This window comes from Mycobacterium sp. URHB0044, from assembly GCF_000620625.1.
In the GTDB taxonomy this organism is placed as follows: domain Bacteria; phylum Actinomycetota; class Actinomycetes; order Mycobacteriales; family Mycobacteriaceae; genus Mycobacterium.
The window spans coordinates 15489-40676 of the sequence record NZ_JIAW01000020.1 but is presented as its reverse complement, the minus strand read 5'-3'; the positions used below and the strand labels follow the sequence as shown (position 1 = coordinate 40676).

Genomic DNA, 25188 nt, shown 5'->3' with positions numbered 1-25188 from the left:
GTTTGGGCTTTGAGTGAGTGAGGTCGTCCGGCTGACCCTCGTGTCACACGCCATGACCGACGCGATGGCGGCCGGACGATTTCCCACCGACGAACCACTGAACGCCGTCGGTCATCGCCAGGTGGATGCGACCGTCGAACTCGGGCCCGTCGACGCGGCGCTGTGCGGGCCCGAGAAACGCACCCGCCAGACCGCTGAGCTACTCGGCCTGCGCGCGCGCACCGAACCTCGGCTGGCCGATCTGGACTGCGGCGCCTGGCGCGGCAACGTCCTCGGCGGAGTGCTGCCTGCGGACTTGGCGATGTGGCTGACCGAACCCGCACAGGCCCCGCACGGCGGTGAGTCGGTGGTCGACCTGATCGCCCGGGTGCGTGCTTGGCTGGGCTCGGTGAGCGGTCAGCGCGGCCGGTTGGTGGCCGTGACGCATCCGTCCGTGATCCGTGCGGCGATCCTGGTGGTGCTCGATTCGCCGCCGAGGTCGTTCTGGCGCATCGACGTGGGCCCGGCCAGCCGGACGGTGCTGCACTTCCGCGGGCAGGCGTGGACGTTGCGGTCGACGGGTTGACTCACCCAACCGGGATGAGCCCGAACGCCTGCTTTGCGATCGAGAGCAGCCACTCGGCCGCCGCCAGGCTGCGGTATTTCGGCCAGTTCAGCTGGAAGCTCACTACCCACGCCTGGCCGGTGCGGTCCTCGGCGTACCAGCTGAAGGTCAGGTCTCCTGGCAGGTTTCCGCCCTTGGCGCCGATGTAGCGCCAGTTCGCCTGGTCCAGATCGATGCCGGGGGTGGCCGACACGATGTCGCGGACCGGCGCCGCGGGGCCGACCGCCGCCGTCTGCAACGCGGCGTGCACCCGGCAGATGTCGGCGGCGCTGCCGTACCACTCGGCGCCGAATTCCGAAGCGGGCGTGTGGGTTCGGTACGGATCGGGGTCGTAGGGGTTCTCGTTGGTCATCGCGAGTACCTGCGTGCGGGCCTGCGGCCCACCGTGCTCGACGGCCTTCTTCCACTGCTCGCGGATGTCGGGATCGCCCCAACCGATGGCGAACAACTGGTGTGCGGTGGGGAACGGCGTCATGCTCGCGGGATCGTGGTGGCCGGCCCGCACCAGGGCCCTATCGACGGCGCCGGGGCCGAGCCTGCCAATGAGGAGATCGGTGGCCATGTTGTCGCTGGCCGAGATCATCTGCTGGGCGGCGTCGCGCACCGACACCTTGGCGCCGGGTGGAAGGTGGTCGAAGCCGGCCGAGCCGACGGCTTTGTCCTCGGCGGTGATGGTGAGCTGATCGGTCCAGCTCAACGTGCCTGCGTTGACGGCGTCCGCAACGGCAAGCAGCACATACAGTTTGAAGATGGACGCCAGTGGAAGTGACTGGTCGACGTTGCTGCCCGCCAACCTCGTGCACTTGCCGTCGCTCACCTTCGACACCTGGTAGGAGTAGCGGGCACCGGACTTCGTCAGCTCCGCATCGATGTCGGACCATTTCCGGATCGGGGGCGGCTGGATGGTGACCTTGAAGCGGTCCACCAAACCACCATTGCTCGTTCGCAATTCGATGTCTTGAGCCGCCCCGTAGGACGTCAGCGTGTGCAGCGTCGCCGCGCCAGCACCGACGTCGATGCTCGTCACGGTGATCGGCCGGTCCCACCACAGCCGATCAAGGGCAGCGACGACGCTGTCGACCTGAGCGGGGACGGCGAGCGTGCGGACTCCAACGGGGCCGATGGGCCAGTCGGAGTTGATCATGTCCAGGGTCTGCTTGGCGTGCAGGCCCTGCGGGGTGTTGATGTCGATGTGCACCCCGTAGGCAGCGGCCTCTGCCGGAGGCGGGCCTGCGTGGGCGCAGCCGCAAGCCAGGGCGACGATGAGCGCGAAGACGACCGGGAGCCCGGCCGCGCGGCGTCGTCCCCGGCCTGAGCTAAGCGCCGGTCCCCGCAACGTAGATCCCCAAGTCGCTACGCCCCCGACTTCTGAACGTCCAACACGACCTCGAATTCGAGGAGCGACGCACCGGTGGCGACGGGATTGGCGCGCTGCCCGGCGTGCGCCTCGACGGCGGGGCCGCTGGCCCAGGCCTGGAACGCCTCCTCGGTTTCCCACTGCGTGACCACGAAGTAGCGGTCCTCGCCCTTGACCGGGCGCAGCAACTGGAATCCGAGGAAACCGGGCTGGTTGTCGACGGCGTGTGCACGATTCGCGAACCGCTTCTCCAACTCCGGACCGGCGTTGGGGGGAACTTCGATCGCGTTGATCTTCACCACGGGCATGGGCATCAGGTTACCGCCCGACTCGACACCGGCGGGAAGGCAGGATGGCGGCATGCGCACCGAACTGACCGCGAGGGGCGGTAGCGGAGCGCCCATCGTGCTCGTCCACGGCCTGATGGGCCGGGGCAGCACGTGGTCGCGTCAGCTCCCTTGGCTGACGGAGGCGGGCCGGGTGTACACCTACGACGCGCCGTGGCATCGCGGCCGTGACGTCGCCGACCCACACCCGATCAGCACCGAGCGGTTCGTCACCGACCTCGCCGACGCCGTTTCCGACATTGGGCCGGTCACCTTGATCGGGCACTCGATGGGGGGCCTGCACTCGTGGTGTCTGGCGGCGGCTCGCCCGGAATTGGTGGCGGCCCTGGTGGTCGAGGACATGGCTCCCGACTTCCGCGGCCGCACCACCGGTCCGTGGGAGCCGTGGCTGCATGCCTTGCCTGCCGAGTTCACTTCGGAGCAGCAGGTTTTCGACGAGTTCGGCGACGTTGCCGGGCAGTACTTCCTTGAGGCGTTCGACCGGACGGCTACGGGTTGGCGGCTGCACGGGCCGCCCGAGCGCTGGATCGAGATCGCCGCGGAGTGGGGGACCAGAGACTATTGGGCGCAGTGGCATTCGGTGCGGGCACCGGCGCTGCTGATCGAGGCGGGCAATTCGGTGACGCCACCGGGGCAGATGCATGAGATGAACGAGACTGGCTATAGGACAACGTATTTGCGCGTTCCTGGCGCTGGGCATCTGGTTCACGACGATGCTCCGCAGGACTATCGTGATGCGGTCCAGTCGTTCTTGTCGACGCTCGCCCTTCGGTGACCGGTTGACCCAAAGGGGTTGCTACTCAAAGCGGGTGCGGATCGCGTCGACGTCGTGCGCGATGCGGAAGCCGTCCCGGTCGTCTTCGAACAGCCGGCCCAATTCCGGGGTGGACCAGCGGTACCGGTCGTAGTGGATGCGAAGCGTGCCGCTGCGGCGGGCGGTCCAGCTGAGCGCCGCTGCCAGAGCGAAGGGGGCGATCATGATGAGGAGTACCAGGGCAATGGTCATGGCAGTAATGCTGCTCTTGATGTATATCCCGCCAACAGTGGCAGGAACGACACCTTGCAGACAAATACTGCCAAAACGATCATGGGAATACCCCGGCGCCGTCGGCTTGTTCTTAGCGTCGTTCGCCCTTCACGCCTGAGACGGGCCAGGTGGGATTCCGCTCGAAGCGCGTTCTGACGGCGTCGAGATCGTGTTCGACGCGATAGTCGTCACGGTCTTCGGCCACGCCCGCCAGATACGCGCGCAGGGGATGGCGGCGGTGAGAAGCCCAGCTCAGACCGGCGGCCAGAGCGAACGGTGCGGTGAGGATCAGGAAGGTCAGCAACATGTTCATGGCAGCAATCGTTCAATGAGAAATATTCCGCCAACAGTGGCAGCACTGCCCGCCTGCGATAAGATACTGCCATGATCAAGACCGTTTCGACGTTGGTGCTGGACGGCCTCGCCGTCTTCGAATTCGGCGTCATCTGCGAAGTCTTCGGGATCGACCGGTCGGCCGACGGCGTCCCCAACTTCGACTTCAAGGTCTGCGGCCCCGAGCCGGGCAAGCCGCTTCGGACGTCGGTCGGCGCGACGATCACCCCCGACCACGGATTCGACGACCTCGTCGGTGCCGACCTGGTGGCGATTCCCGCGATCGCCAGCCAGAACGACGGCTATCTGCCCGCGGCACTCGAGGCCGTCCGGGCCGCCGCCGACTCGGGATCGATCATCCTCACCGTCTGCTCGGGCGCCTTCGTGGCGGGCGCCGCCGGCCTGCTCGACGGCAGGCCGTGCACCACGCACTGGATGCACGCCGACGAACTCGCCCGGCTGTATCCGACGGCGAAGGTCGACCGCAACGTGTTGTTCGTCGACGACGGCAATCTCATCACCAGCGCAGGCACCGCGGCGGGCATCGACGCGTGCCTGCACCTGGTCCGCCGGGAACTCGGCAGCGAGGTGACCAACAAGATCGCGCGCCGCATGGTGGTGCCGCCGCAACGCGACGGGGGACAGCGCCAGTACATCGACCAGCCGATCCCGGTGCGATGTTCGGAGGGCTTCGCCCCGCACCTCGACTGGGTGCTCTCCAATCTCGACAAACCGCTGACGGTCGCCATGCTGGCCCGCCGGGTGAACATGTCGGCACGCACGTTCGCCCGCCGCTTCGTCGAGGAGACCGGCCGCACCCCGATGCAGTGGGTGACCGATCAGCGCGTGCTGTACGCACGCCGCCTGCTCGAGGAAACCGACCTCGACATCGACCGGATCGCGGACCGATCGGGCTTCGGCACGGCGACGCTGCTGCGCCACCACTTCCGCCGGGTCATCGGTGTCACGCCGTCGGACTACCGTCGGCGCTTCTCCTGCGACGACTCCATGTCCGCCGCAACGGCTTGACGCAGGCGGTCGCGGTCGAGGGCGTAGATCCGCCACCGGCCCGGCACGCCCTTCAGTTCGTGTTCGCCATGCTCGGTGAAGGTCCGGCGTGACCCGGTCACGATCTCGCGCACGGTCGACGAGACGAGGACCTCGTGCGGTCCCGCCAACCCGCTGACCCGCGCGCCGATGTGCACGGCCATGCCCGCAACGTCGTCGCCGCGCACTTCCACCTCGCCGGAGTGCACGCCCACCCGCACCGCGATGCCAAGCGCGGCAACGGCATCGACGATCGCCTCCGCACAGTCGAGCGCCACGCTCGGGCTGATGAACGTCGCGACGAAACCGTCACCGGCGGTATTCACCTCGAGGCCCTGAAACCGCGCGAGCTCGTGGCGGACGACGGCATCGTGGTTGTCGAGTAGGTCGCGCCAGCGGTCGTCGCCGAGCGCCGCGGCATGTGCCGTCGAACCGACGATGTCGGTGAACAGGATGGTGATCAGCACGCGCTCCGCGTCCGAGCCGCCGCGCACCCCGGTGATGAACTCCTCGACCTCGTCGAGGATCGAGGTGGCATCGCCCACCCAGTACAGCGAGTCGGCGCCCGGCAGCTCGACGTAACGCGCGCCGACGACGTGTTCGGCGAGATAGCGGCCGTGCCCGACCCGCACGAACGCCGAGTCGGCACGATGCAGGACCAACGTCGGCGCGGTGATGAGGGGCAGCTTGGCGCGCACATCGGCTTCGACCAGCACCCGGCTCGACATGCGCGCCATGCTGGGTGACGCAGCGCGGTTGCCTGCGACGTCCCACCACCTGCGGAACGCGTGATCGGCGGCGACCGATGGCGCGACCATCTCGAGGACGTCGAAGCCCTGCTCGACTGCGTCCGGCGTCAACGCCACGGTCGTGTACGGATGGGCGCTCGTCGCCTGGACCCCGACTTCGTAGTCGGGCGCCCACAGTGCGCGGGCGGCACCGTTGACGATCACCAGGCTCGTCACCCGCTCCGGATGATCAGCCGCCAACAGCAGCGCGCTCAGGGCGTTGATGCCGGAGCCGAGCACCGTAGCGCGTTCGCACCCAACGGCATTCAGCACCGTGATGGCGTCCTCCGCCCAACACGACAGGGTGATGGTGTCGGCCGACCCAATCCGCGACGACATGCCCATGCCGCGGTGGTCGAACCTGATCACCCGGCAGAACGACGCCAGGCGGCGATAGAAGCGGTACATCGAGGGCTCGTCGTCGATCGAGTCGATGGGGATGAACGGTCCCGGCATGACGATCAGATCTGCCGGGCCGTCGCCGAGCACCTGGTAGGCGATGTCGAGGTCACCGCGCGACGCGTAGCGAGTTCGCGGTGGCTGCGCACCAGTTAAGGCCACCGCCACAGGCTAGTTGACCGGGACGGGCGGTGGCCCGGCTTCGCCACCTTCGCCGGCCAGTGCGAACAGTCCGTCCGCGGTCTGCTCGACCAGCCCGTCGATCAGCAGCGAGTCCAGCGCACGGTCGCGCTGCGCGGTGTCGGACAACCACGCCACGTCCAATTGCGCCCTCGTAACGGGAATCGCATTGCCGCGCAACACATCCAGCAACCGGCCGCGCACCTGGCGGTCCGTACCCGCGTAACGCTGCGGCTTGCGGGCCGGTGCGCTGGCGGCCGGGAAGCCGGCAGACCGCCACGCGCACGCACTCAGCGGGCAGAGGCCGCAGCGCGGCGACCTCGCGGTGCACACCGTCGCGCCGAGCTCCATCAAGGCGACCGAAAACCGGGGCGCGGCATCGTCATTGGGCAGCAAGGCGTCGACGTCGAGCAGGTCGCTGACGCTGGCGGGCGAGTCGGCCCGACCGTGCACGGCTCTGGCGACCACGCGGCGCACGTTCGTGTCGACGACGGGAACCCGCTGGCCGTAGGCGAAGCACGCCACCGCACGCGCGGTGTAGGCACCGATGCCCGGCAGCGTCAACAGCGTCGGGACGTCCGACGGCACCACGCCGCCGAACAGCTCGGCGATCACCCCAGCGCACTCGTGCAACCGCTTGGCGCGGCGCGGATAGCCGAGCTTGCCCCAGGCGCGCAACACGTCGGCGGCGCTGGCGGCCGCCGTCGCCGATGGCGTCGGCCAGCGTGCCACCCAGTCGCGCCAGATCGGCTCCACCCGTGCCACCGGCGTCTGCTGCAACATGAACTCGCTGACCAGGATCTGCCACGCGCTGGTGCCGGGACGTCGCCACGGCAGATCGCGCTGCTCGCGCTCGTACCAGGCCAGCAGCTCACCCGAATCGATCATCGAGCTCCGCTCCGGCACAATGATCGGCATGCCGCGTACCAGCCCAGTAACCGCATGGAAAGCACTCAAAGAGGGTAACGACCGATTCGTCTCTGGCCATGTCGAGCACCCCAGCCAGGGCATCGACGACCGCGCCCGGTTGGCGCACGGCCAGAAACCCACTGCGGTGGTGTTCGGTTGTGCCGACAGCCGCGTGGCAGCCGAGATCATCTTCGACGCGGGACTCGGCGACATGTTCGTGGTCCGCACCGCGGGTCACGTCGCCGACTTGGCGGTTCTCGGCTCGATCGAGTACGCCGTGACGGTGCTCGACGTGCCGTTGATCGTGGTGCTCGGCCATGACAGCTGCGGCGCCGTGCAGGCAACGCTCGACGCCCTCGAGAACGGCGAAATGCCCACCGGCTACGTGCGCGACATCGTCGAGCGCGTCACGCCGTCGATCCTGCTCGGCCGTCATTCGGGATTGAGCCGCGTCGACGAGTTCGAAACCCGGCACGTCAACGAGACCGTCGCGCAGCTGCGGATCCGGTCGGCGCCGATCGCCCAGCGGGTCATCGACGGCAGCGTGGCGATCGTCGGCCTCACCTACCACCTGGCCGACGGACGCGTCGTGTTGCGGGACTACATAGGCGACATCGGCGAAGGCTGAGCCGCGACACGCCGAGCCGGGTCGGACGAGTGTGCGTGACCTGGCCTTACCGTGGAGCTCGTGCTGGATCTCGAACCGCATGGCCCGCTGCCCTCCCAGATCTACTGGCGGCGGCGCGCACTGGCGATCGGCGTTGGCGTGGTCGTGGTGGCCATCGTCGCCGCGATCGCGTTCCTGGTGGTGAGCAACAGCACCGGCGACTCCAAGACCGCCTCTGCCTCCACGAGTGCCGCGCCTCCGACCCCGCTTCCCGGTGAGAACCCCGAGGTCAAGACCCCGGTTCAACCGCCTGCGCAACAAATGCCGCCGCCTACGCCCACCCCATCGGCCGCGGTGACGCCGCCGCCGGTGCTCAAGGAGGGCGACGACTGCCCCGACTCGACGCTCGCGGTGAAGGGCATCACCAGCCAGCCCGACTTCGTCGTCGGTGATCAGCCGAAGTTCACCATGGTGGTCACCAACATCGGATTGGTCGCCTGCAAGCGCGACGTCGGCGCGGCCGTGCTCGCCGCGTACGTGTATTCGCTGAACAACGAGCGGCTGTGGTCGAACCTGGACTGCGCCCCGTCCAACGAGACGCTGGTCAAGACGTTCAGCCCCGGTGAGCAGGTCACCACCGAGGTGACCTGGACCGGCATGGGTTCGGCGCCGAACTGCCCGCTGCCCCGGCAGCCGATCGGGCCCGGCACCTACAACCTGGTGGTCCAGCTGGGCAATCTGCGCTCCGCTGCGGTGCCGTTCATCCTGGCCGACCCCGCGGCTGCGCCGCCGCCCGGCGAGGAGCCGCCTCCGCCGCCTGCCGAGGGAGCACCCGCGCCAGAGGGTGGAGCGCCGGTTCCGGGCTAACCGGTCAGGCGAGCTGGTCGGCGATGGTCGACTCGGCCAGCGCGGACAAACCCTCCCGGATGTGGCGGGCCCACATCGAGCCGATGCCGTCCACCGATTGCAGGTCGCTCGCGCTGGCCGCCAGCACGCCCTGCAGCGACCCGAACGACCGAACCAATAGATCGACGTGGGCGAACTGCAGCCGTGGGATGCCCGCCATCGCGCGGTAGCCCCGCGAACTCATCGCCGAGTCCTGCGCCTCCAGCGTCGAGGGATAGCCGAAAACCCTTGCCAGCGCGGTGAAGTCGAGCAGTTCGTTGTCCGACAGCGCGTCCAGCTCTTCGAGCGTGGCCATCACCTGAGTGGCGTCGGGCGGATCGGGATTGGCGTGGTAGTCGCGCACGATCAGCTCACGGGCCGTCTCGTTGTCGCCGACGAGTTCTTCGAGCTGCAATTTGAGCTGACGTCCGTCGGTGCCGAGTTCGACGACGTCGGCGTCGATCTCCAGGCTGATCCGGCGCACCATCTCCAGGCGCTGCACCACCGTCATCACGTCGCGCAGCGTGACGAAGTCCTCGATCTCCGCGGTGGACAGCTGGCGGTTGACCTCGGTGAGCCGGGACTTGTACCGCTCGAGCGTGGCGATGGTCTGGTTGGTCCGCGACAGGATGGTCGCCGAGTCGGGCACGACGTGCCGCTCACCGGCGACGTACACCGTCACGATGCTCATCGAGTGGCTCACCGACACCACCGGATAGCCGGTTTGCACGGCGGTGCGCTCGGCCGAGCGGTGTCGGGTGCCGGACTCGTCGGTGGGGATCGACGGATCGGGGACCAGCTGGACGTTGGCCCGCAGGATCCGGGAGCCGTCGCTGGACAACACGACGGCGCCGTCCATCTTCGACAGCTCCCGCAGCTTGGTGGGGGCGTACCGGACGTCGAGCTCGAAGCCGCCGTCGCAGATGGCCTCGACGCTGTCGTCGTAGCCCAACACGATGAGCGCGCCGGTGCGGCCACGCAGGATGCGCTCGAGGCCGTCGCGCAGCGCGGTACCGGGGGCCAACCGGCCCAGCGTCTCGCGCAGTGTCGGCCGGGTGAGTTGCACGACGGTGCTGCGGGCGGTCCTGCCGCCTGCCTTCACAGCCATCTCGTCTCCTAGGATCGGCCGCCATTGTCCGCGATGCGCTGCACGCCTTGCAACAGTCTGCCGATGTCCTCGCAGGTAATGGTCTGCAGGCCCGCGGGCACATCCTTGACGCCGGGCGGCACCATCGCCCATCTGAAGCCCAGCCGTGCAGCCTCGGCGAGCCTGCGATCCATGCCCGTGACCCGCCGAATGTCGCCGGCGAGCCCCACCTCGCCGATGAAGACCGCGTCGGCGGGCATGGGCACGTCCCTGGCGGCGGACGCGATCGCGGCGGCCAGGGCCAGGTCCGACGCAGGGTCACTGAGTCGCATGCCGCCGACCGTCGACAGGTACACGTCGCACTTGCCGAGTGGCAACTTGGCCCGCTTCTCCAGCACGGCCAGGATCATTGCCGCGCGGGAGGAATCGATGCCGCTGGTGGCCCGGCGCGGGATGCCGGCGGTCGCTTCGGCGACGAGCGCCTGCACCTCGCCGATCAACGGTCGCTTGCCGTCCAGCGTCACCGTCACCGCGGTGCCCGCGACCGGTGTCGGCCGTTGATCGCGGAACAGTCCGGAAGGGTCGGCGATGCCCTCGATTCCGCTGTCGTGCAACTGGAAACAGCCGACCTCGTCGGCGGCGCCGAACCGGTTCTTGACGCCGCGCACCATGCGCAGCGTGGACGCCCGGTCACCCTCGAAGTGCAGCACGACGTCGACCAGGTGCTCGAGCGAGCGCGGCCCCGCGATGGCGCCGTCCTTGGTGACGTGGCCGACCAGGACCATCGCGATGCCAGTGGTCTTGGCCGCCATGGTGAGCGCCGTCGTCACCGCACGGACCTGGGTGACGCCACCGCTGACGCCGTCGGCTTCTGCGGTCGTCATGGTCTGCACCGAGTCGACAACGACCAATGTGGGCCGAACCGCCTCGATGTGGCCAAGCGCGGTCTGCAAGTCGGATTCGGCGGCCAGGAACACATCGTCGTGAGTGCATCCGGTGCGCTCGGCCCGCAGTCGGATCTGTCCGGCCGACTCCTCACCCGACAGGTAGAGCGCCCGGCGGCCCGATTCGGCCCAGCGGTGGACGACCTCGAGCAGCAGCGTCGACTTGCCGACCCCCGGATCGCCCGCCAGCAGTGTCACCGATCCGGGGACCAGGCCGCCACCAAGCACGCGGTCCAATTCGCTTATCCCCGTACGGAAGTGGCGCGTCGCGCCTGGATCGATGGAACTGATCGGGACGGCAGGGGAGGCGGGGGCGAGCGCACGGCCCGGTGTGGAGCTCAGCGACGTGAGGACCGCGACCTCGTTGACCGTGCCCCAGGTGTTGCAGTCCGGGCAGCGGCCCACCCACTTGGCGGCGACGTGCCCGCATTCCGAGCAACGGAATTGCGAACGTGCCTTGGAACCCGATCGAGCCACTCAGTGACGGTATCCGTCGTGGCCGACAGAACGCCGTAGCGACCTAGTGTGCTTCGCCCGTGTCCTGCTCGGCCTTGGCCTCGGCCTCGCGACGCTGGTTTTCCCCAGCGGAGATCGGCACCTCGACGGTGACCTCGCCGGACCGCTGGAACTTGAACGTGAAGGGGTAGGTCAGGCCGTTGGTGATCGGCTTGGTCAACGTGACCTCCGCCTGCACGGTGTCGGCACGCTCGGTCGCGTCCAGTGGGCTGGGCTGGCCGTCCGGCGTGCCGACGACGAGCGTGCCGCCGGGCGGCACCGTCGGGTTCCCGGCCACCGTCACGGAGGCGACGTCGGACGTGATGGACACCAGGCGGTCCGCCTCGGCGGGAGATTCGTTGACGGCGACGAACAGCAGCTCGACGTTGCTGCCGGGCCGCACGTAGTCGCTGGTTTGAGGAGCGCGGAGGTGAACGTTGCGCAACGCCACCCCGGAGGTGGGCTCGCCGGCCCAGGCCGCGGTGCCGTTGATGGCGGGCTCCTGGACGGCGGTCTGGGAGACCTGGCCCGCGCCGCAGCCGGACAGTAGGACCGCTGCTGCCAGCCCGCAGGCACTCAGGCCAGGGATGACGGCGAAGGCGCGGGATCTTTGGCGGTTCACTCAAGCCTCCTGCTCGGCCCACGCGACGACCGTGGCGTCGTCGGGGTGTGTCGACTATGGAGAGTAGTAGGTGACGGTTGAGCGCGGTAGCCGAGGGCGCCCGGCGGCCGAAACCGGTTCCGGCGGGGAGTCCACCGTGCTTGCTCAGCGCTTCGCGGCGGCCCGAAAGCCCCGCCGGAGGTAGCCTCGCAACCACTCCCGAGGGTTCGCTGGTGAGGCGCTGCGTTGCACGTAAACACCACCCTGTCAACCCCTAGTCTTCACCCACGGTGCCCCTGACCTGCATAGTTGATCCGCACGTGTCTGGGCCCCGTGCTAGCATTAGGGGGTGAAAGGGGCTCTAATCTGATGATTTTCAAGGTCGGAGACACCGTTGTCTATCCACATCACGGTGCTGCGTTGATCGAGGCGATCGAAACCCGAACCATCAAAGGCGAGCAGAAGGAATATCTCGTCCTGAAGGTTGCCCAGGGCGATCTCACCGTTCGAGTTCCTGCAGACAACGCCGAGTACGTCGGTGTCCGTGACGTCGTGGGTCAGGAAGGCCTGGACAAGGTCTTCCAGGTGTTGCGGGCCCCGCACACCGAGGAGCCGACCAACTGGTCGCGCCGGTACAAGGCCAACCTCGAGAAGCTGGCGTCCGGAGACGTGAACAAGGTCGCCGAGGTCGTTCGCGACCTGTGGCGTCGCGATCAGGAGCGTGGCCTGTCCGCAGGCGAGAAGCGCATGCTGGCGAAGGCGCGGCAGATCCTCGTCGGTGAACTCGCGCTTGCCGAGAACACCGACGACGAGAAGGCCGAGACCATCCTCGACGAGGTGCTGGCTGCCGCCTCCTGACGCGGCATGAATCGATGACGGAAGCGGTGCCTCGAATTGGTCTTGGCACCGACGTGCATCCGATCGAGCCAGGCCGGCCGTGTTGGCTGCTGTGCTTGTTGTTCGACGACGCTGACGGCTGCGCCGGGCATTCCGATGGTGACGTCGCAGCGCACGCACTGTGCGACGCGTTGCTGAGTGCAGCCGGCCTAGGTGACCTTGGCGACGTGTTCGGCACCGATCGCCCGGAGTGGCGCGGCGTTGGCGGCGCCGACATGCTGCGCCACGTGCATTCGTTGCTGGCTGCCGAGGGCTACCGGATCGGCAACGCGGCGGTCCAGGTGATCGGCAACCGACCGAAGATCGGGCCGCGTCGTGCCGAGGCGCAGAACGTGCTCTCCGAATTACTCGACGCGCCGGTTTCGGTGTCGGCCACCACCACCGACGGCCTCGGGCTGACCGGTCGCGGAGAGGGGTTGGCCGCCATCGCCACCGCGCTCGTGATCCTCTCGTGATCGAGGATGTGGTCGGTGTTGTCGGGTGAGCACGAATGGGCCGGTAAGCTGGCCCGTCGTGACCGATCGCGGGGGCCTGAGACTCCACGACACCATGACGGGTGGCGTGCGTGAGTTCGTCCCGTTGCGCGACGGCCACGCGTCGATCTACCTGTGCGGCGCAACCGTTCAGGGCCTGCCCCACATCGGACATGTGCGCAGCGGTGTCGCGTTCGACGTGCTGCGGCGCTGGCTGACCGCCAAGGGCTACGACGTCGCCTTCATCCGCAACGTCACCGACATCGACGACAAGATCCTGAACAAGGCCGCCGACGCAGGCAGGCCGTGGTGGGAGTGGGCCGCGACCTTCGAGCGGGCGTTTTCGGCGGCCTACGACGCGCTGGGGGTGCTGCCGCCGTCGGCAGAGCCGCGGGCCACCGGGCACATCACCCAGATCATCGAGCTGATCGAGCGGCTGATCGAGCGGGGTCACGCATATGCCGGCGGCGGTGACGTGTACTTCGACGTGCACAGCCTCGCCGACTACGGAAAGTTGTCGGGCCACAGGATCGACGACGTGCACCAGGGCGAGGGCGTCGCCACCGGCAAGCGCGACCAGCGCGACTTCACGCTGTGGAAGGGCGCCAAGCCGGGTGAGCCGTCGTGGCCGACGCCGTGGGGGCGCGGGCGGCCGGGTTGGCACACCGAATGCGTCGCGATGTGCGAGGCGTACCTCGGTTCGGAATTCGACATCCACGCCGGCGGCATGGATCTCGTGTTCCCACATCACGAGAACGAGATCGCGCAGGCAGAAGCCGCGGGCGATCGCTTCGCGCGCTACTGGCTGCACAACGGCTGGGTGACCATGGGCGGCGAGAAGATGAGCAAGTCGCTCGGCAACGTGCTCTCCATTCCCGCGGTGCTCAGCAGGGTGCGGCCCGCCGAGCTGCGCTACTACCTTGGCAGCGCGCACTACCGGTCGATGCTCGAATTCTCCGAGACCGCACTGCAGGACGCGGTGAAGGCCTACGCGGGGATCGAGGACTTCCTGCACCGGGTGCGCAACCGCGTGGGGACGGTCGTGCCGAGCGAGCCGACGGAGAAGTTCGCCGCCGCGCTCGACGACGACCTGTCGGTGCCCATGGCGTTGGCCGAGGTGCACGCCGCTCGCGCCGAGGGCAACCGGGCGCTCGACGCAGGCGACCACGAGATGGCGATGACGCAGGCACGGTCGATCCGGGCGATGATGGCGATCTTGGGTTGCGACCCGCTCGACGAGCGCTGGGAGTCCGGGGACGAGACGTCGGCGGCGCTGGCCGCGGTCGACGTGCTGGTGCAGTGGGCGCTGACGCAGCGGAACGAGGCCCGCGAAGCGCGGGACTGGGCGCAGGCCGACAAGATCCGCGACCAGCTCAAGGAAGCGGGCATAGACGTGACTGACACTGCCGATGGACCGCAGTGGTCGTTGCTGGACGGGAATACGAAGTAATGGCTGGAAATTCACAGCGGCGCGGCGCGGTGCGCAAGGCGGGCACCAAGAAGGGGCCGACGGTCGGTTCGGGTGGCGTCCGGCGACGCGGCCTGGAGGGCAGGGGCGCTACGCCGCCCGCGAGTCAGCGACCGCACCATCCGGCCGCCAAGCGCGCGACGAAGGCCGCCAAGCAGCAGCGTGGCAGGGCTCCCCGCAAGACGGACGAGACCGAGATCGTGCTTGGCCGCAACCCGGTGGTGGAATGCCTCCGCGCCGGAGTGCCCGCCACGGCGCTGTACGTCGCGCTCGGGGCCGAGACCGATGAGCGGATGACGGAGGCGGTCACCCGCGCCGCCGACTCCGGGATCGCCATCCTTGAGGTACCGCGCACCGATCTGGACCGGATGAGCACCAACGGTCTGCACCAGGGCATCGCGCTGCAGGTGCCGCCGTATGACTACGCGCACCCCGACGACATGCTGCGGGAGGCCAAGGCAGAGGCGTCGCCCGCGCTGCTGGTCGCGTTGGACAACATCTCCGACCCGCGCAACCTCGGCGCCATCGTGCGGTCGGTCGCTGCGTTCGGCGGTCACGGCGTGTTGATCCCGCAGCGCAGGTCGGCCTCGGTGACTGCCGTCGCATGGCGCACCAGTGCTGGCGCTGCGGCCCGGCTACGCGTCGCGCGTGCCACGAATCTGACTCGGACGCTGAAGAGTTGGGCCGACGGCGGTCTGCAGGTGGTTGGTCTCGATGCCGACGGTGACACCCCGCTCGACGAGATCGACGGCACGGGACCGATGGTCGTGGTGGTCGGTTCGGAGGGCAAGGGGCTCTCGCGGCTGGTCCGGGAGAACTGCGACGCGATCGTGTCGATTCCGATGGCCGGACGCACGGAGTCGCTGAACGCCTCGGTGGCCGCGGGCGTCGTGCTGGCCGAGATCGCCCGCCAGCGACGGCGTTAGAGCCCGAACAGCCGGATACCCAGCCACAGGCCCAGCACGGAAACGATCAACGTCACCGGCACCGTGCACGCGCCGATCCGGCTGAACTCACCGAACCCGGCCGGAAGGCCTTCGCGGTGGACGACGCTGCGCCACAGCAGATTCGACAATGAACCTGGGTAGGTCAGGTTGGGCCCGACGTTCACGCCGATCAGTACGGCCAGCACGGCGGCGGGACCTGCGCCTGCGACGAGCGGCAACAGCACCAGCACGGCGGGTAGGTTGTTGACGACGTTCGACAGGAGCGCGGCGGCGACGGCGATGCCGAGCAGCGCAGGCAACGTGGTTCCGGTGGGCAGGACGTCGCGCATCGCGCTCGCCAGGCCATGGTTCATCACCGCGGTCACCACCACGCCGAGGCAGAGCACGAACGCCAGGAACGGCACGTTGGCGGCGCCGGCGATGCCGGTGATCGTGCTGCGGCCGCGCACCAGGCCGCGGATTCCCAGCACGACGGCGCCCGCCAGCGCCGCCCAGGCCGGGGCCACGCCGAGCAGTGACGTGCCTGCGAAACCGGCCAGCGTCAGGGCGAGCACGACGAGCACGACGACGGGCATGTCGATCGGTGGCGGCGGCTCGGCATTGCGGGGGCCGTCGGCCAGTTCACGCCGGAACACCACGCGCAGCACGACGTACTCGGCCGCGATGGCCAACAACCACGGCGCCGTCATGACGGCGCTGAAGTGCTCGAAGCTCAACCCCGCAGCGGTGAAGGCCAGCAGGTTGGTCAGGTTCGACACCGGCAACAGCAGCGACGCACTGTTGGACAGATGCGCGGTGGCATAGGCGTGCGGCCGGGACGGGATGCCCAGCGTCCGTGCCGTCGCCAGCACCACCGGCGTCAGCAACACGACGGTCGCATCCAGGCTCAGGACGGCCGTCGTGCAGGCGGCGGTGACGAACACGGTGCCCAGGAGCTTGCGGGGCTCACCGCCGCTGCGCCGGGCCATCGCAACGCCGGCGGCCTGAAACAGGCCCTCGTCGTCGCACAGCTTCGCCAGCACCAGCACCGCCGCGAGGAAGCCCACGACGGGCAGCAGCTGGTTCACCTCTGCCAGCGCGTCGTCGGTCGAGACAACCCCGGTCGCGATCAACAGGCCGGCGGCGGGCAGCGCGGCGACGGCCTCCGGCCAGCCGCGGGGACGGAACATCGCGAATCCCAGCACGACGGCCAGCGCGACGAGCGCCAGCGTCAGCTCCACGGGTCGGCGCGCTCCCACGGTGTCGGAAGATGAAGGGCCACACCGTCTTCGCGCGCGAGGCGGGACAGCACCCGCATCGACACGTCGAGATCGTCACCGGCGTAGGGCAATGCGCGCAGCGGCTGGTGCAGCGGCCGGAAGAAGTCGTCCCAGTGGATGAGCACCACGCGTCGCGCGCCGACGGTACGGACGGTCTCCGACCAATACTCGACCAGATAGCGCTCCGGCTGCAGTCCGAGTTGTCCGATGCCGAGATACACCACGTCGGCGCGGTGTTCGGCCAGTGCGCCTGGAACGTAGCCTGCGCTGCCGACGATCAGCAGGCGACGACCGCTGGGCCGATGCGCGATCATGGTGGACCACGCCTCGCCGCACTTGTAGGCGGCAGCCTTGACCGGCGGGACGACCGGCGCGGTGATGGGGCCGGGGAACCGGTCCGGCGGACAGTGGTCACCTTCGACGAGGGTCACGTCGAATGCGCCTAGCGTCAGCGGAGATCCGGGCGTCGCGACGACGAGGCGATCATCCGGCAGGCCCCCACCGCGACCGACCTGGGCGGCCGACACCCCGCCGACGAGTGCGGCCCCGGTGCGCTCGGCGACCACCGCGGAATCCATCGCATGGTCGAAGTGAGTGTGCACGGGCAGCACCGCGTCCAGCCGGTCCACCTTCAGGCGGGCCAGACAGCCGTCGATGCGCGGCAGCGACGGCGACAGCGCACGCGTCCCGACCGTCAGCAGACCGGGCCGGGAGAAGAAGCCGTCGGTCATCACCGCGGACTCGCCGTCGTCGATCAGCAGTGTGGTGACGCCCGCCCACGTCACCGTCAGCGGCGAGGAGTCGGTGGCGGCGGGCTGGTCGAAATAGGCCGCGTAATCCGCCAGATCGGGGCGGCCGAACTTGATCCGCATCAGGTGAACGCCTCCAGCGTGACGCCATCGGCCACCAGCCGCGAGCGCACCGCCGTGGCGATGTCCACGGCGCCGGGTGAATCACCGTGCACGCAAACCGATTCCACGGTTATCGGGATGGTGGATCCATCGACCGCGGTGACCTGTCCGCGCCCGATCATCGATGCCACCCGCTCGGCGATCTTGTCGACGTCGTGCAGCACGGCATTGCGTTCCCGACGCGACACCAGCCGTCCGTCGGGGCGGTACGCACGGTCGGCGAAGGCCTCGGGCACCGTGCGCAGGCCCAGTCGTTCGGCGGCCTGGAAGAACGCCGAACCGGCGAGGCCCAGCACCGGCAATGCCGGGTCCACGGCGTGTACGGCCTTGGCGACCGCCTCGGCCTGGTCGCGGTCGGTCACGATCGTGTTGTACAGCGCGCCATGGGGTTTGACGTAGCCGACCGTCGAGCCGGCGACGCTTGCCAGGGCCTGCAGCGCGCCGATCTGGTAGATGATCTCGGCGGTCAGTTCACCCGCCTGCACGTCGATGAAGCGGCGGCCGAACCCCGCGAGGTCGCGGTAGCTGACTTGCGCGCCGATCCGAACGCCCCTGTCGGCGGCCGCCTTACACGTCCGCAACAGCAGCGACGGGTCGCCGGCGTGGAAGCCGCACGCCACGTTGGCGCTGGTGACCACGTCGAGCATGGCGTCGTCGTCGCCGAGACGCCACACCCCGAAGCCCTCGCCGAGGTCGGCGTTCAGGTCGACGGTCACGGTCACGACGGCACACCCACGGCCGGCGCAGGCCAGCCGTTCTCCGAGACGAACTCCGCCAGCGGCCGTCCGAACGCCCACTGGTCGAGCTCCAACGCCGGCCGGTCGGGGAACGCGGGCACCGGGCCGAGGCACAGGATCGCCACGGGCTCCGCGTCGTCGGGCATGCCGAGCAGCCGGCCGAGCCGGACCGGGTCGAAGATCGACACCCAGCCCATCCCGAGACCTTCCGCGCGCGCGGCCAGCCACAGATTCTGGATGGCGCAGGACACCGAGGCCAGGTCCATCTGCGGCAAGGTGCGACGGCCGAACACGTGGTCGCCACGGCCCTCACCGAGCGCGACGACGAACAGTTCGGCGCACTCGAGGATGCCCTCCACCTTCAGCGCAAGGAACTCGTCGCTGCGCGAGCCCAGCGCACGAGCGGTCTGCACCCGTTCCTCGTCGACGAGCCCGTGGATGTTTCGGCGCAATGCGTCATCGGTGATGCGGATGAACCGCCACGGCTGCATCAGGCCGACACTCGGAGCGGCGTGCGCCGCGCCGAGCAGCCGGGCCAGCACGTCGTCGGGCACCACCGCGCCGGGCACGAACCGGCGCATGTCCCGGCGTTCCGAGATGACCCGGTAGACGGCCTGCCGCTCTGAAGTACTGAACCCGTGCTCGCCCACGCGGGCAAGCGTAAGCCTTTGAACCGTAGGCCTTTGAAAAGTGGGCCTTTGGAATCATGAGACGAAAAGGAAGGACGAACATGGACGAGCGTGCCGAGGTGCTGGTCACCGCAACCGAACTCGAACGACTCCTGGCGAAGGGCGGACCGGTGGCGATCCTGGACGTGCGCTGGGAACTCGCTCACCCCGACGGCCGCGAGGCGTATGAGGCGGGCCACGTCCCCGGCGCGGTCTACGTGTCGCTCGAGGACGATCTCACCGATCACACCGCGCCCGGCCGGGGCAGGCATCCGTTGCCCTCGGGAAGGGCCGTCGAGGCGGCCGCTCGGCGGTGGGGGATCGGCAAGGACAGCACGGTCGTGGCATACGACGACTGGAACCGCGCCGGCTCGGCACGGGCGTGGTGGGTGCTCAAGGCCGCGGGACTGCCCGACGTGCGGATCCTCGACGGCGGGCTGGCGGCGTGGACCGCAGCGGGTGGAGCGCTGGAGACGGGCCGCGTCACCCCCGAGCCCGGAGACGTCACCGTGGCGCACGACGACCTGTACGCGGGTGCCATGCAGACGCTGAGCGCCGACGACGCAGCGGCGCTGAGTGCCCGGCTGGTCGACGCGCGAGCGCCCGAACGCTTCCGCGGTGACACCGAACCCGTCGATCCAGTCGCCGGGCACATCCCGGGCGCCACCAACGTCCCCAGCACGGCGCTGCTGGCCGACGGTGCCTTCCTTCCCGAACCAGAGTTGCGGCGGGCGTTGGGTGATGCGGTGGGGGCGTATTGCGGGTCCGGTGTCACGGCGTCGGTGGTCGTCGCGGCGGCGGCCGCTGCCGGGGTGGATGTGGCCCTGTTTCCGGGATCGTGGTCGCAGTGGTGTGCCGATCGCGCGCACCCCGTGGCCACCGGCGACTGACATGCCAAGGAGGGTCCGCTGTACGGGCCCTAATGGAAACGGTTATCGTTATCGTCGTGATGCAAAAGTCTGCGCTGCGTGCCGTCGCGGCCGCCGCCCTGTTGGCCACCCCCTTCGGTGTCGCGTCGTGTTCCAGTGGCGGTGACCAGCCGTCGGCCTCGTCGACGGCGCAGGCCGGAGCCTGCCCGACCACACCCGTCGACGTGGTGGTCAGTGTCGATCAGTGGGGCGACATCGTCTCCGAACTGGGTGGCAGCTGCGCTCAGGTCAAGACCGTGCTGGCCAGTTCATCGGTCGACCCGCACGACTACGAGCCGTCCCCCGCGGACGCCGCGACCTTCGAAGGCGCCAAGCTGGTGGTCGTCAACGGCGCCCACTACGACGAGTGGGCCAGCAAGCTCGCCGCCGGATCGGCCCCGGACGCCGCCACCATCGACGCCGCCGAGGTTGGCGGCGACACCGCGAATCCGCACGTTTGGTACAACCCCGCCACCGTCACTGCCGTCGCCGACGCGGTGACCGCGGAACTGACCAAGCTGGCCCCGGAGGCAGGCGACTACTTCGCCAAGCAGCGCAGCGCGTTCACCGACGCCATGAAGCCCTACACCGACGAGATCAGCGCCATCAAGGCCGGTGCGTCCGGCAAGACCTACGCCACCACCGAGAGCGTCTTCGATTACATGGCGACCGCGGTGGGCCTGCAGAACAAGACGCCCGATGGCTACCAGGCCGCCGCGAGCAACGAGGCCGACCCGTCACCGGCGGATCTCGACGCGTTCCTCAAACTGCTCGCCGCCAAGGGCGTCGACGTGCTGATCTACAACACCCAGACCGAGGGATCGGTGCCCGAGCAGATCCGCAGCGCGGCCGAGAGCGCGGGCATCCCGGTGGTCAACGTGACCGAAACGGTGGCGCCGGACGCGAAATCGTTCGAGGCTTGGCAGGTGGACCAACTCACCGCTCTAGCCAAGGCCCTCGGTGTCAGAGCCTGAACACCTCGCGGCGCCGGCACTGTCGTTCGACGACGTCAGCGTCGTCCGCGGCGGCAGGTTGATCTGGTCGGAGGGCACCTTCAACGTGCCGTCCGGCGGGGTCTTCGCCATCATCGGGTCGAGTGGCTCGGGCAAGACGACGCTGCTGCACGCCGTACTCGGCATGATCCCAACGGCGTCCGGTGAGATCAGGGTGCTCGGCAAGGCACCAGGCGCGGCGACCGGGCTGATCGGCTACGTGCCGCAGAACTACGCCGTCGCGGCGGGCAATGCGATTCGTGCCTGTGACGCGGTGCTGCTCGGATTGACCGGCAGCCGTTGGGGTTTCGGCCGTGCGACCGCCGAGCAGCGGCGCCGCGTGGCGGAGATCCTCGAGGCGGTCGACGCCGGCGCGTTCGCCCACCGACGACTGTCCCAGCTGTCCGGTGGACAACGCCAGCGCATCGCCATCGCCGAGGCGCTCGTCGGGCAACCCCGCCTGCTCATCCTCGACGAACCGCTGACCGCGCTCGACGTGCGCAACCAGCGCGACATCGTCAAGCTGCTCGCGAAGATCAGGGAGGACCTCGGCGTGACGATCATGGTCGTCGCGCACGACCTCAACCCATTGCTCGGAGTGCTCGACGGCGCCATCTACCTGCTCGACGGCCACGCCCACTTCGACACCATGGACGAGGTGGTCAGCGAGGACCTGCTCAGCCACCTCTACGGCACCTCGATCCAAGTCGTGCACACGCCGCAGGGCGATCTCTACATGCGGAGCGTCTGATGCGGGCGTCGGTGCTGGCCCTTGGCTACCAGGACAATTGGGTGCAGATCCTGACGTCGTCGTTCATGCGCAACGCCTTGGTGGGTGGCACGCTCGTCGCGCTCGCCGCAGGTCTGATCGGCTACTTCATCGTGGTGCGCAGCAGTGCGTTCGCCGCACATGCATTGGCGCACATCGGCTTTCCCGGTGCAACGGGCGCGGTGCTCTTCGGGCTGCCGGTCACCGTCGGCCTCGCCACGTTCTGCATCGGCGGTGCGCTGATCATTGGAGCTTTGGGAAAGCGCGCCGACGAACGCGAGGTCGCCACCGGAACGGTGCTGGCCGCCGCGACGGGGTTGGGCCTGTTCTTCAGCTCCCTGGCGACCAAGAGCAGCAGCACCGTCACCAACGTCCTGTTCGGGAACCTGCTCGCGGTGACGAGTGACCAATTGATGATCTTTGCCGGGGCGGTGGCCGTCGTCGCCGTCGTCGTGGCCTTCGTCTACCGGCCGCTGCTGTTCGCGTCGGTCAATCCAGAGGTAGCCGAAGCCAAGGGCGTGCCGGTGCGTGCGCTGTCGGTAATCTTCATGGCGCTGTTGGGCCTCGCGGTGACGATGGCGGTGCAGGCCGTTGGCACCCTGTTGCTGTTCGCGTTGGTGGTAACACCGGCCGCGACGGCCATCATGCTGGTCGCCCGGCCGGGACTGGCGATGGCGGTGTCGACGGTGCTCGCCGTGTTCTCGGTGTGGGCGGGCCTCGCGGTTTCGGCGATGTTCAACGTGCCGCCGAGCTTCGTCATCGTGAGCATCGTGTGCGTCGTGTGGCTCGCGGTGTGGTCCGTCGCGCAGCGCACCGGAACCGATCGCAAGATCCCGACGGCGAGCCACGGGGCGGTTGGCGCCGATGACGGACGTCACATCCATTAGCCTCATGGAGCATGTCCAGAGGTCCTGCTCCGCGACGGCGCGCGACCCTGGCCTCGTTGGCCGCCGAACTCAAGGTTTCGCGCACCACGATCTCCAATGCCTACAACCGGCCGGACCAACTCTCGGCCGATTTGCGGGAGCGCGTGCTGGAGACGGCCAAGCGGTTGGGTTACGCCGGACCTGACCCGGTGGCGCGTTCCCTGCGCACGCGCAGGGCAGGCGCCGTCGGCCTGGTGATCACCGAGCCGCTCAACTACTCGTTCAGCGACCCGGCCGCGCTGGACTTCGTCGCCGGCCTTGCCGAGTCGTGTGAGGAGGCGGGGCAGGGTCTGCTGCTCGTCGCGGTCGGGCCCAACCGCACCGTGGACGACGGCACCGCAGCCGTCCTGGCCGCTGGCGTAGACGGATTCGTGGTCTACTCGGCCTCCGACGACGACCCGTACCTTCCGGTGGTGGCGCAGCGTGCCCTTCCCGTCGTGGTCGTCGACCAGCCCAAGGACGTGCCGGGCGCCTCCCGCGTCGGCATCGACGACCGTGCGGCGATGCGTGCGATGGCGGACTACGTCCTCGGCCTCGGCCACCGCGAGATCGGGCTGCTCACAATGCGATTGGGGCGCGAGTGGCCGCACGGGCTGTCCAGTCCCGCGCTGGCCGATCCGGAGCGGCTGAAGACCCCGCACTTCCACGTCCAGCGCGAACGCATCAGCGGCGTCTACGAGGCGATGCTCGACGCCGGGCTGGACCCGGGATCGTTGACCGTCGTGGAGAGCTACGAGCACCTGCCCACCTCCGGTGGGGCGGCCGCCGAGGTTGCACTGGAGGCCAATCCGCGGATCACCGCGCTGATGTGTACCGCCGACGTGCTGGCGCTCTCGGCGATGGACCACCTGCGGGCACGGGGGATCTACGTACCCGGACAGATGACGGTGACCGGATTCGACGGCATCCCAGACGCTTTGGCGCGTGGCCTCACGACGGTGAAGCAACCCAGCGTCGACAAGGGCCGTCGCGCCGGGCGGCTGTTGCACAACCCGCCACGGTCCGGCCTGCCGGTGCTCGAGCTGCTCGCCACCGAGTTGGTGCGCGGCCGCACGTCGGGCCCGCCGGTCTAACCCGCCCTGGAGCAGATCTCGCGACTTCCACGCCGATTTCTGCAGGAGCGTCGTTGCGCGACACGGACCACGACTCATGTGCAGATCTCGGCAAAATTCCCGCGAAATCTGGACGAGAGTCGTTGGGGATCTAGCGACGTTGCGCCAGAAGGTATTCCAGCGCGCTCGCGACGTCCTCAGGCGATTCCACGCGGTAGCCGGCCAACGTGTCGCCGGGGCCGACCTTGACCGCGACGTCGCCGTCGCGCATCCGCCGGAACGCCTTCTCGTCGGTGACGTCGTCGCCGAAGTACACCACCGCGGTGGCGTCGTCGCGCTCGCGGACGATGTCGATGGCCTCACCCTTGTCGGTCGAGATCACCGCGAACTCCACCACCGCCTTGCCCTCGGTGAGTTCGGCATCCCACTCGCGCGCCGCGGCCCGCGCCGCGTCGAGTGCGTCCGCGCCGTCGGCCTCGCTGGCATTGCGCACGTGCAGCGCGACGCTGGCGGGCTTGGGTTCGACGGTCACGCCCGGCCGGCTCGACGCGATCGCGGTCAGGTCGGCCGTGATCCGGTCCAGCAAGTCACGGTCGATCGGGTGGGCGAACCCGCTGTCGAACTCGGCGCCGTGGCTGCCGATCAGGTTCACCGCCGACGGCATCGACGACAGCTCCCGCAACGTGGCCAGGGCGCGCCCGGATACCAGCGCGACGGAGGTGGACGGCAGCTCGGCCAGGGCCAGCAAGGCGTCGGCGGCGTGGGGCAGCGGACGGGCGTCCGCCGGATTGCTCACGATCGGTGCGAGGGTGCCGTCGAAGTCCGACGCGACGAGCAGGCGCGCAGTCGAAGCGGCGCCGTCGAGTGCGCGGACGAGGTCTGGCGGGAGTCCCACCGGTACATCCCCCGAGTCGCTGCCGCTCCTGCCCACCGGTCAGATCTTAGGGTGCTCCCCATCGCCGATGAGCAGCCGGACCGCGAGGTCCAGACGCTTGCTCACGTCGGTGGCCGATGCCCGGCGCGTCAGCCACGCCAGCAGGTTGGACAGCCACACGTCGGAGATGACCCGGGCGATGTGGAACTGGTCCTCGGTGGGTTCGCCGTCACTCATGGCGCGCGCGAACATGCCGTCCATCAACTTGCCGACGTGATCAACCTCACCTGCGGCGGACGCGTCGGCGAACACGAATGCCCGCGTCATGGCCTCGGTCAGCAGGGGGTTGCGCTGCATCGAGCGGTTGAGCTTGCCGACCATGACGTTGAGCCGCTGATATGGGGTGCCGCCCATGAGCGACGCCCGGTCGGTCTTGGCGTCGATGCGTTCGAATTCGCGGCCGAGCGCGGAGACCAGCAGGTGCACCTTCGACGGAAAGTAGCGGTACAGCGTGCCGACGGCGACGTCCGCGCGTTCGGCCACGGCACGCATCTGAACTGCTTCGTAACCACCCTTGGAGGCGATGGCGAGGGTGGCATCGAGGATGCGCTTGCGGCGCTCCCGTTGCGCTTCGGATCCGAGTTCGGACTCGGCAAGAACGGCCACGTTGATCACCTGACGCGGACCGGAGGCCGAA

The 25188-nt window shown here is 68.9% G+C and carries 29 protein-coding genes; 14 read left to right on the top strand and 15 right to left on the bottom strand.

The features are described from left to right. The first annotated feature begins 13 nt into the window (after positions 1-13). Positions 14-565, top strand: a complete 552-nt coding sequence (locus N536_RS0128870) for a histidine phosphatase family protein (RefSeq protein WP_029116793.1) — start codon at positions 14-16, stop codon at positions 563-565. 1 nt (position 566) lies between these two features. Here the strand turns inward: N536_RS0128870 and N536_RS0128865 are convergent, their stop codons facing one another. Both N536_RS0128865 and mhuD read right to left on the bottom strand, forming a co-directional pair. Then, on the bottom strand, positions 567-1940 hold the full coding sequence (locus tag N536_RS0128865) for a serine hydrolase (RefSeq protein WP_029116792.1): 1374 nt from the start codon (positions 1938-1940) through the stop codon (positions 567-569). Positions 1941-1957: 17 nt separating this feature from the next. Beyond that, positions 1958-2269, bottom strand: a complete 312-nt coding sequence (gene mhuD / locus N536_RS0128860; protein ID WP_029116791.1) for a mycobilin-forming heme oxygenase MhuD — start codon at positions 2267-2269, stop codon at positions 1958-1960. A gap of 52 nt (positions 2270-2321) precedes the next feature. Between mhuD and N536_RS0128855 the strand changes: the two genes are divergently transcribed. Next, positions 2322-3083 carry an alpha/beta fold hydrolase gene (locus N536_RS0128855; RefSeq protein WP_029116790.1) on the top strand — a complete coding sequence of 254 codons (762 nt, stop codon included), beginning with the start codon at positions 2322-2324 and terminating at the stop codon, positions 3081-3083. A gap of 21 nt (positions 3084-3104) precedes the next feature. On the opposite strand, the gene N536_RS39795 is transcribed toward N536_RS0128855, so the two are convergent. Then, positions 3105-3314: a hypothetical protein gene (locus N536_RS39795; RefSeq protein WP_036438005.1), complete on the bottom strand. Its 210-nt coding sequence runs from the start codon at positions 3312-3314 to the stop codon at positions 3105-3107. A 112-nt stretch (positions 3315-3426) separates the two neighbouring features. Continuing rightward, complete coding sequence (locus N536_RS0128845; RefSeq protein WP_029116789.1) at positions 3427-3648, bottom strand: hypothetical protein; 222 nt, start codon at positions 3646-3648, stop codon at positions 3427-3429. Between the two features lie 71 nt (positions 3649-3719). Here N536_RS0128845 and N536_RS0128840 point away from each other — a divergent pair, with 71 nt between their 5' ends. After that, on the top strand, positions 3720-4697 hold the full coding sequence (locus tag N536_RS0128840; protein ID WP_029116788.1) for a GlxA family transcriptional regulator: 978 nt from the start codon (positions 3720-3722) through the stop codon (positions 4695-4697). Here N536_RS0128840 and N536_RS0128835 read toward each other — a convergent pair. After that, positions 4646-6064: an adenylate/guanylate cyclase domain-containing protein gene (locus N536_RS0128835; RefSeq protein WP_029116787.1), complete on the bottom strand. Its 1419-nt coding sequence runs from the start codon at positions 6062-6064 to the stop codon at positions 4646-4648. The genes N536_RS0128840 and N536_RS0128835 overlap by 52 nt on opposite strands. Positions 6065-6073: 9 nt before the next feature. Then, positions 6074-6970, bottom strand: a complete 897-nt coding sequence (locus N536_RS0128830; RefSeq protein ID WP_029116786.1) for an A/G-specific adenine glycosylase — start codon at positions 6968-6970, stop codon at positions 6074-6076. Positions 6971-6998: 28 nt separating this feature from the next. Between N536_RS0128830 and N536_RS0128825 the strand changes: the two genes are divergently transcribed. Together N536_RS0128825 and N536_RS0128820 are read left to right on the top strand one after the other, a co-directional pair. Beyond that, positions 6999-7619 carry a carbonic anhydrase gene (locus N536_RS0128825; protein ID WP_029116785.1) on the top strand — a complete coding sequence of 207 codons (621 nt, stop codon included), beginning with the start codon at positions 6999-7001 and terminating at the stop codon, positions 7617-7619. Positions 7620-7679: 60 nt separating this feature from the next. Beyond that, positions 7680-8465 (top strand): hypothetical protein, encoded by a 786-nt coding sequence (locus tag N536_RS0128820; RefSeq protein WP_197040261.1) that lies wholly within the window; start codon positions 7680-7682, stop codon positions 8463-8465. A 4-nt stretch (positions 8466-8469) separates the two neighbouring features. On the opposite strand, the gene disA is transcribed toward N536_RS0128820, so the two are convergent. Genes disA through N536_RS0128805 form a run of 3 tightly spaced genes read right to left on the bottom strand, consistent with a single transcriptional unit; the run spans position 8470 to position 11631 of the window. Next, positions 8470-9591 (bottom strand): DNA integrity scanning diadenylate cyclase DisA, encoded by a 1122-nt coding sequence (disA, locus tag N536_RS0128815; RefSeq protein WP_029116783.1) that lies wholly within the window; start codon positions 9589-9591, stop codon positions 8470-8472. A gap of 8 nt (positions 9592-9599) precedes the next feature. Then, the gene (radA, locus tag N536_RS0128810) at positions 9600-10991 is read right to left on the bottom strand and encodes a DNA repair protein RadA (protein ID WP_029116782.1); all 1392 of its coding nucleotides are present in this window, start codon (positions 10989-10991) and stop codon (positions 9600-9602) included. Between the two features lie 43 nt (positions 10992-11034). Beyond that, positions 11035-11631 (bottom strand): hypothetical protein, encoded by a 597-nt coding sequence (locus N536_RS0128805; RefSeq protein ID WP_036438003.1) that lies wholly within the window; start codon positions 11629-11631, stop codon positions 11035-11037. A gap of 348 nt (positions 11632-11979) precedes the next feature. Between N536_RS0128805 and carD the strand changes: the two genes are divergently transcribed. The 4 genes from carD to rlmB are packed head-to-tail and all read left to right on the top strand — an operon-like array spanning position 11980 to position 15374. Continuing rightward, entirely contained in the window at positions 11980-12468 is a 489-nt protein-coding gene (gene carD / locus N536_RS0128800; protein ID WP_029116780.1) for an RNA polymerase-binding transcription factor CarD, read from the top strand. A gap of 14 nt (positions 12469-12482) precedes the next feature. Then, the gene (ispF, locus tag N536_RS0128795; RefSeq protein ID WP_029116779.1) at positions 12483-12962 is read left to right on the top strand and encodes a 2-C-methyl-D-erythritol 2,4-cyclodiphosphate synthase; all 480 of its coding nucleotides are present in this window, start codon (positions 12483-12485) and stop codon (positions 12960-12962) included. Between the two features lie 58 nt (positions 12963-13020). Next, positions 13021-14430: a cysteine--tRNA ligase gene (gene cysS, locus N536_RS0128790; RefSeq protein WP_029116778.1), complete on the top strand. Its 1410-nt coding sequence runs from the start codon at positions 13021-13023 to the stop codon at positions 14428-14430. Then, positions 14430-15374, top strand: a complete 945-nt coding sequence (gene rlmB / locus N536_RS0128785; protein ID WP_029116777.1) for a 23S rRNA (guanosine(2251)-2'-O)-methyltransferase RlmB — start codon at positions 14430-14432, stop codon at positions 15372-15374. The genes cysS and rlmB overlap by 1 nt, the downstream gene beginning before the upstream one ends. Here rlmB and N536_RS0128780 read toward each other — a convergent pair. From N536_RS0128780 to bluB, 4 genes are read right to left on the bottom strand one after another with little or no spacing between them, the layout of a single operon-like run. Next, positions 15371-16615 (bottom strand): SLC13 family permease, encoded by a 1245-nt coding sequence (locus tag N536_RS0128780; RefSeq protein ID WP_155948780.1) that lies wholly within the window; start codon positions 16613-16615, stop codon positions 15371-15373. The genes rlmB and N536_RS0128780 overlap by 4 nt on opposite strands. Next, complete coding sequence (locus N536_RS0128775; RefSeq protein WP_029116775.1) at positions 16606-17526, bottom strand: MBL fold metallo-hydrolase; 921 nt, start codon at positions 17524-17526, stop codon at positions 16606-16608. The genes N536_RS0128780 and N536_RS0128775 overlap by 10 nt, the downstream gene beginning before the upstream one ends. Beyond that, the gene (locus N536_RS0128770) at positions 17526-18281 is read right to left on the bottom strand and encodes a LamB/YcsF family protein (RefSeq protein WP_029116774.1); all 756 of its coding nucleotides are present in this window, start codon (positions 18279-18281) and stop codon (positions 17526-17528) included. The genes N536_RS0128775 and N536_RS0128770 overlap by 1 nt, the downstream gene beginning before the upstream one ends. 2 nt (positions 18282-18283) lie before the next feature. Then, the gene (gene bluB / locus N536_RS0128765) at positions 18284-18952 is read right to left on the bottom strand and encodes a 5,6-dimethylbenzimidazole synthase (protein ID WP_029116773.1); all 669 of its coding nucleotides are present in this window, start codon (positions 18950-18952) and stop codon (positions 18284-18286) included. An 80-nt stretch (positions 18953-19032) separates the two neighbouring features. On the opposite strand from bluB, the gene N536_RS0128760 reads away from it, so the two are divergent. From N536_RS0128760 to N536_RS0128740, 5 genes are read left to right on the top strand one after another with little or no spacing between them, the layout of a single operon-like run. Further along, complete coding sequence (locus N536_RS0128760) at positions 19033-19860, top strand: sulfurtransferase (protein ID WP_036437999.1); 828 nt, start codon at positions 19033-19035, stop codon at positions 19858-19860. A 32-nt stretch (positions 19861-19892) separates the two neighbouring features. After that, a complete protein-coding gene (locus N536_RS0128755) occupies positions 19893-20852 on the top strand; it encodes a metal ABC transporter solute-binding protein, Zn/Mn family (protein WP_036437996.1) in 960 nt (319 codons plus the stop codon). Beyond that, positions 20839-21621 (top strand): metal ABC transporter ATP-binding protein, encoded by a 783-nt coding sequence (locus N536_RS0128750; protein ID WP_029116770.1) that lies wholly within the window; start codon positions 20839-20841, stop codon positions 21619-21621. Before N536_RS0128755 ends, N536_RS0128750 begins: the two co-directional genes overlap by 14 nt. Continuing rightward, on the top strand, positions 21621-22526 hold the full coding sequence (locus N536_RS39790; RefSeq protein ID WP_051574844.1) for a metal ABC transporter permease: 906 nt from the start codon (positions 21621-21623) through the stop codon (positions 22524-22526). Before N536_RS0128750 ends, N536_RS39790 begins: the two co-directional genes overlap by 1 nt. Before the next feature lie 11 nt (positions 22527-22537). Continuing rightward, positions 22538-23638, top strand: a complete 1101-nt coding sequence (locus N536_RS0128740; RefSeq protein ID WP_029116769.1) for a LacI family DNA-binding transcriptional regulator — start codon at positions 22538-22540, stop codon at positions 23636-23638. Between the two features lie 130 nt (positions 23639-23768). Here N536_RS0128740 and otsB read toward each other — a convergent pair whose 3' ends face one another. Next, positions 23769-24512: a trehalose-phosphatase gene (gene otsB, locus N536_RS0128735; protein ID WP_029116768.1), complete on the bottom strand. Its 744-nt coding sequence runs from the start codon at positions 24510-24512 to the stop codon at positions 23769-23771. 39 nt (positions 24513-24551) lie between these two features. Next, the gene (kstR, locus tag N536_RS0128730; RefSeq protein ID WP_197040260.1) at positions 24552-25157 is read right to left on the bottom strand and encodes a cholesterol catabolism transcriptional regulator KstR; all 606 of its coding nucleotides are present in this window, start codon (positions 25155-25157) and stop codon (positions 24552-24554) included. Between the last annotated feature and the right edge of the window lie 31 nt (positions 25158-25188).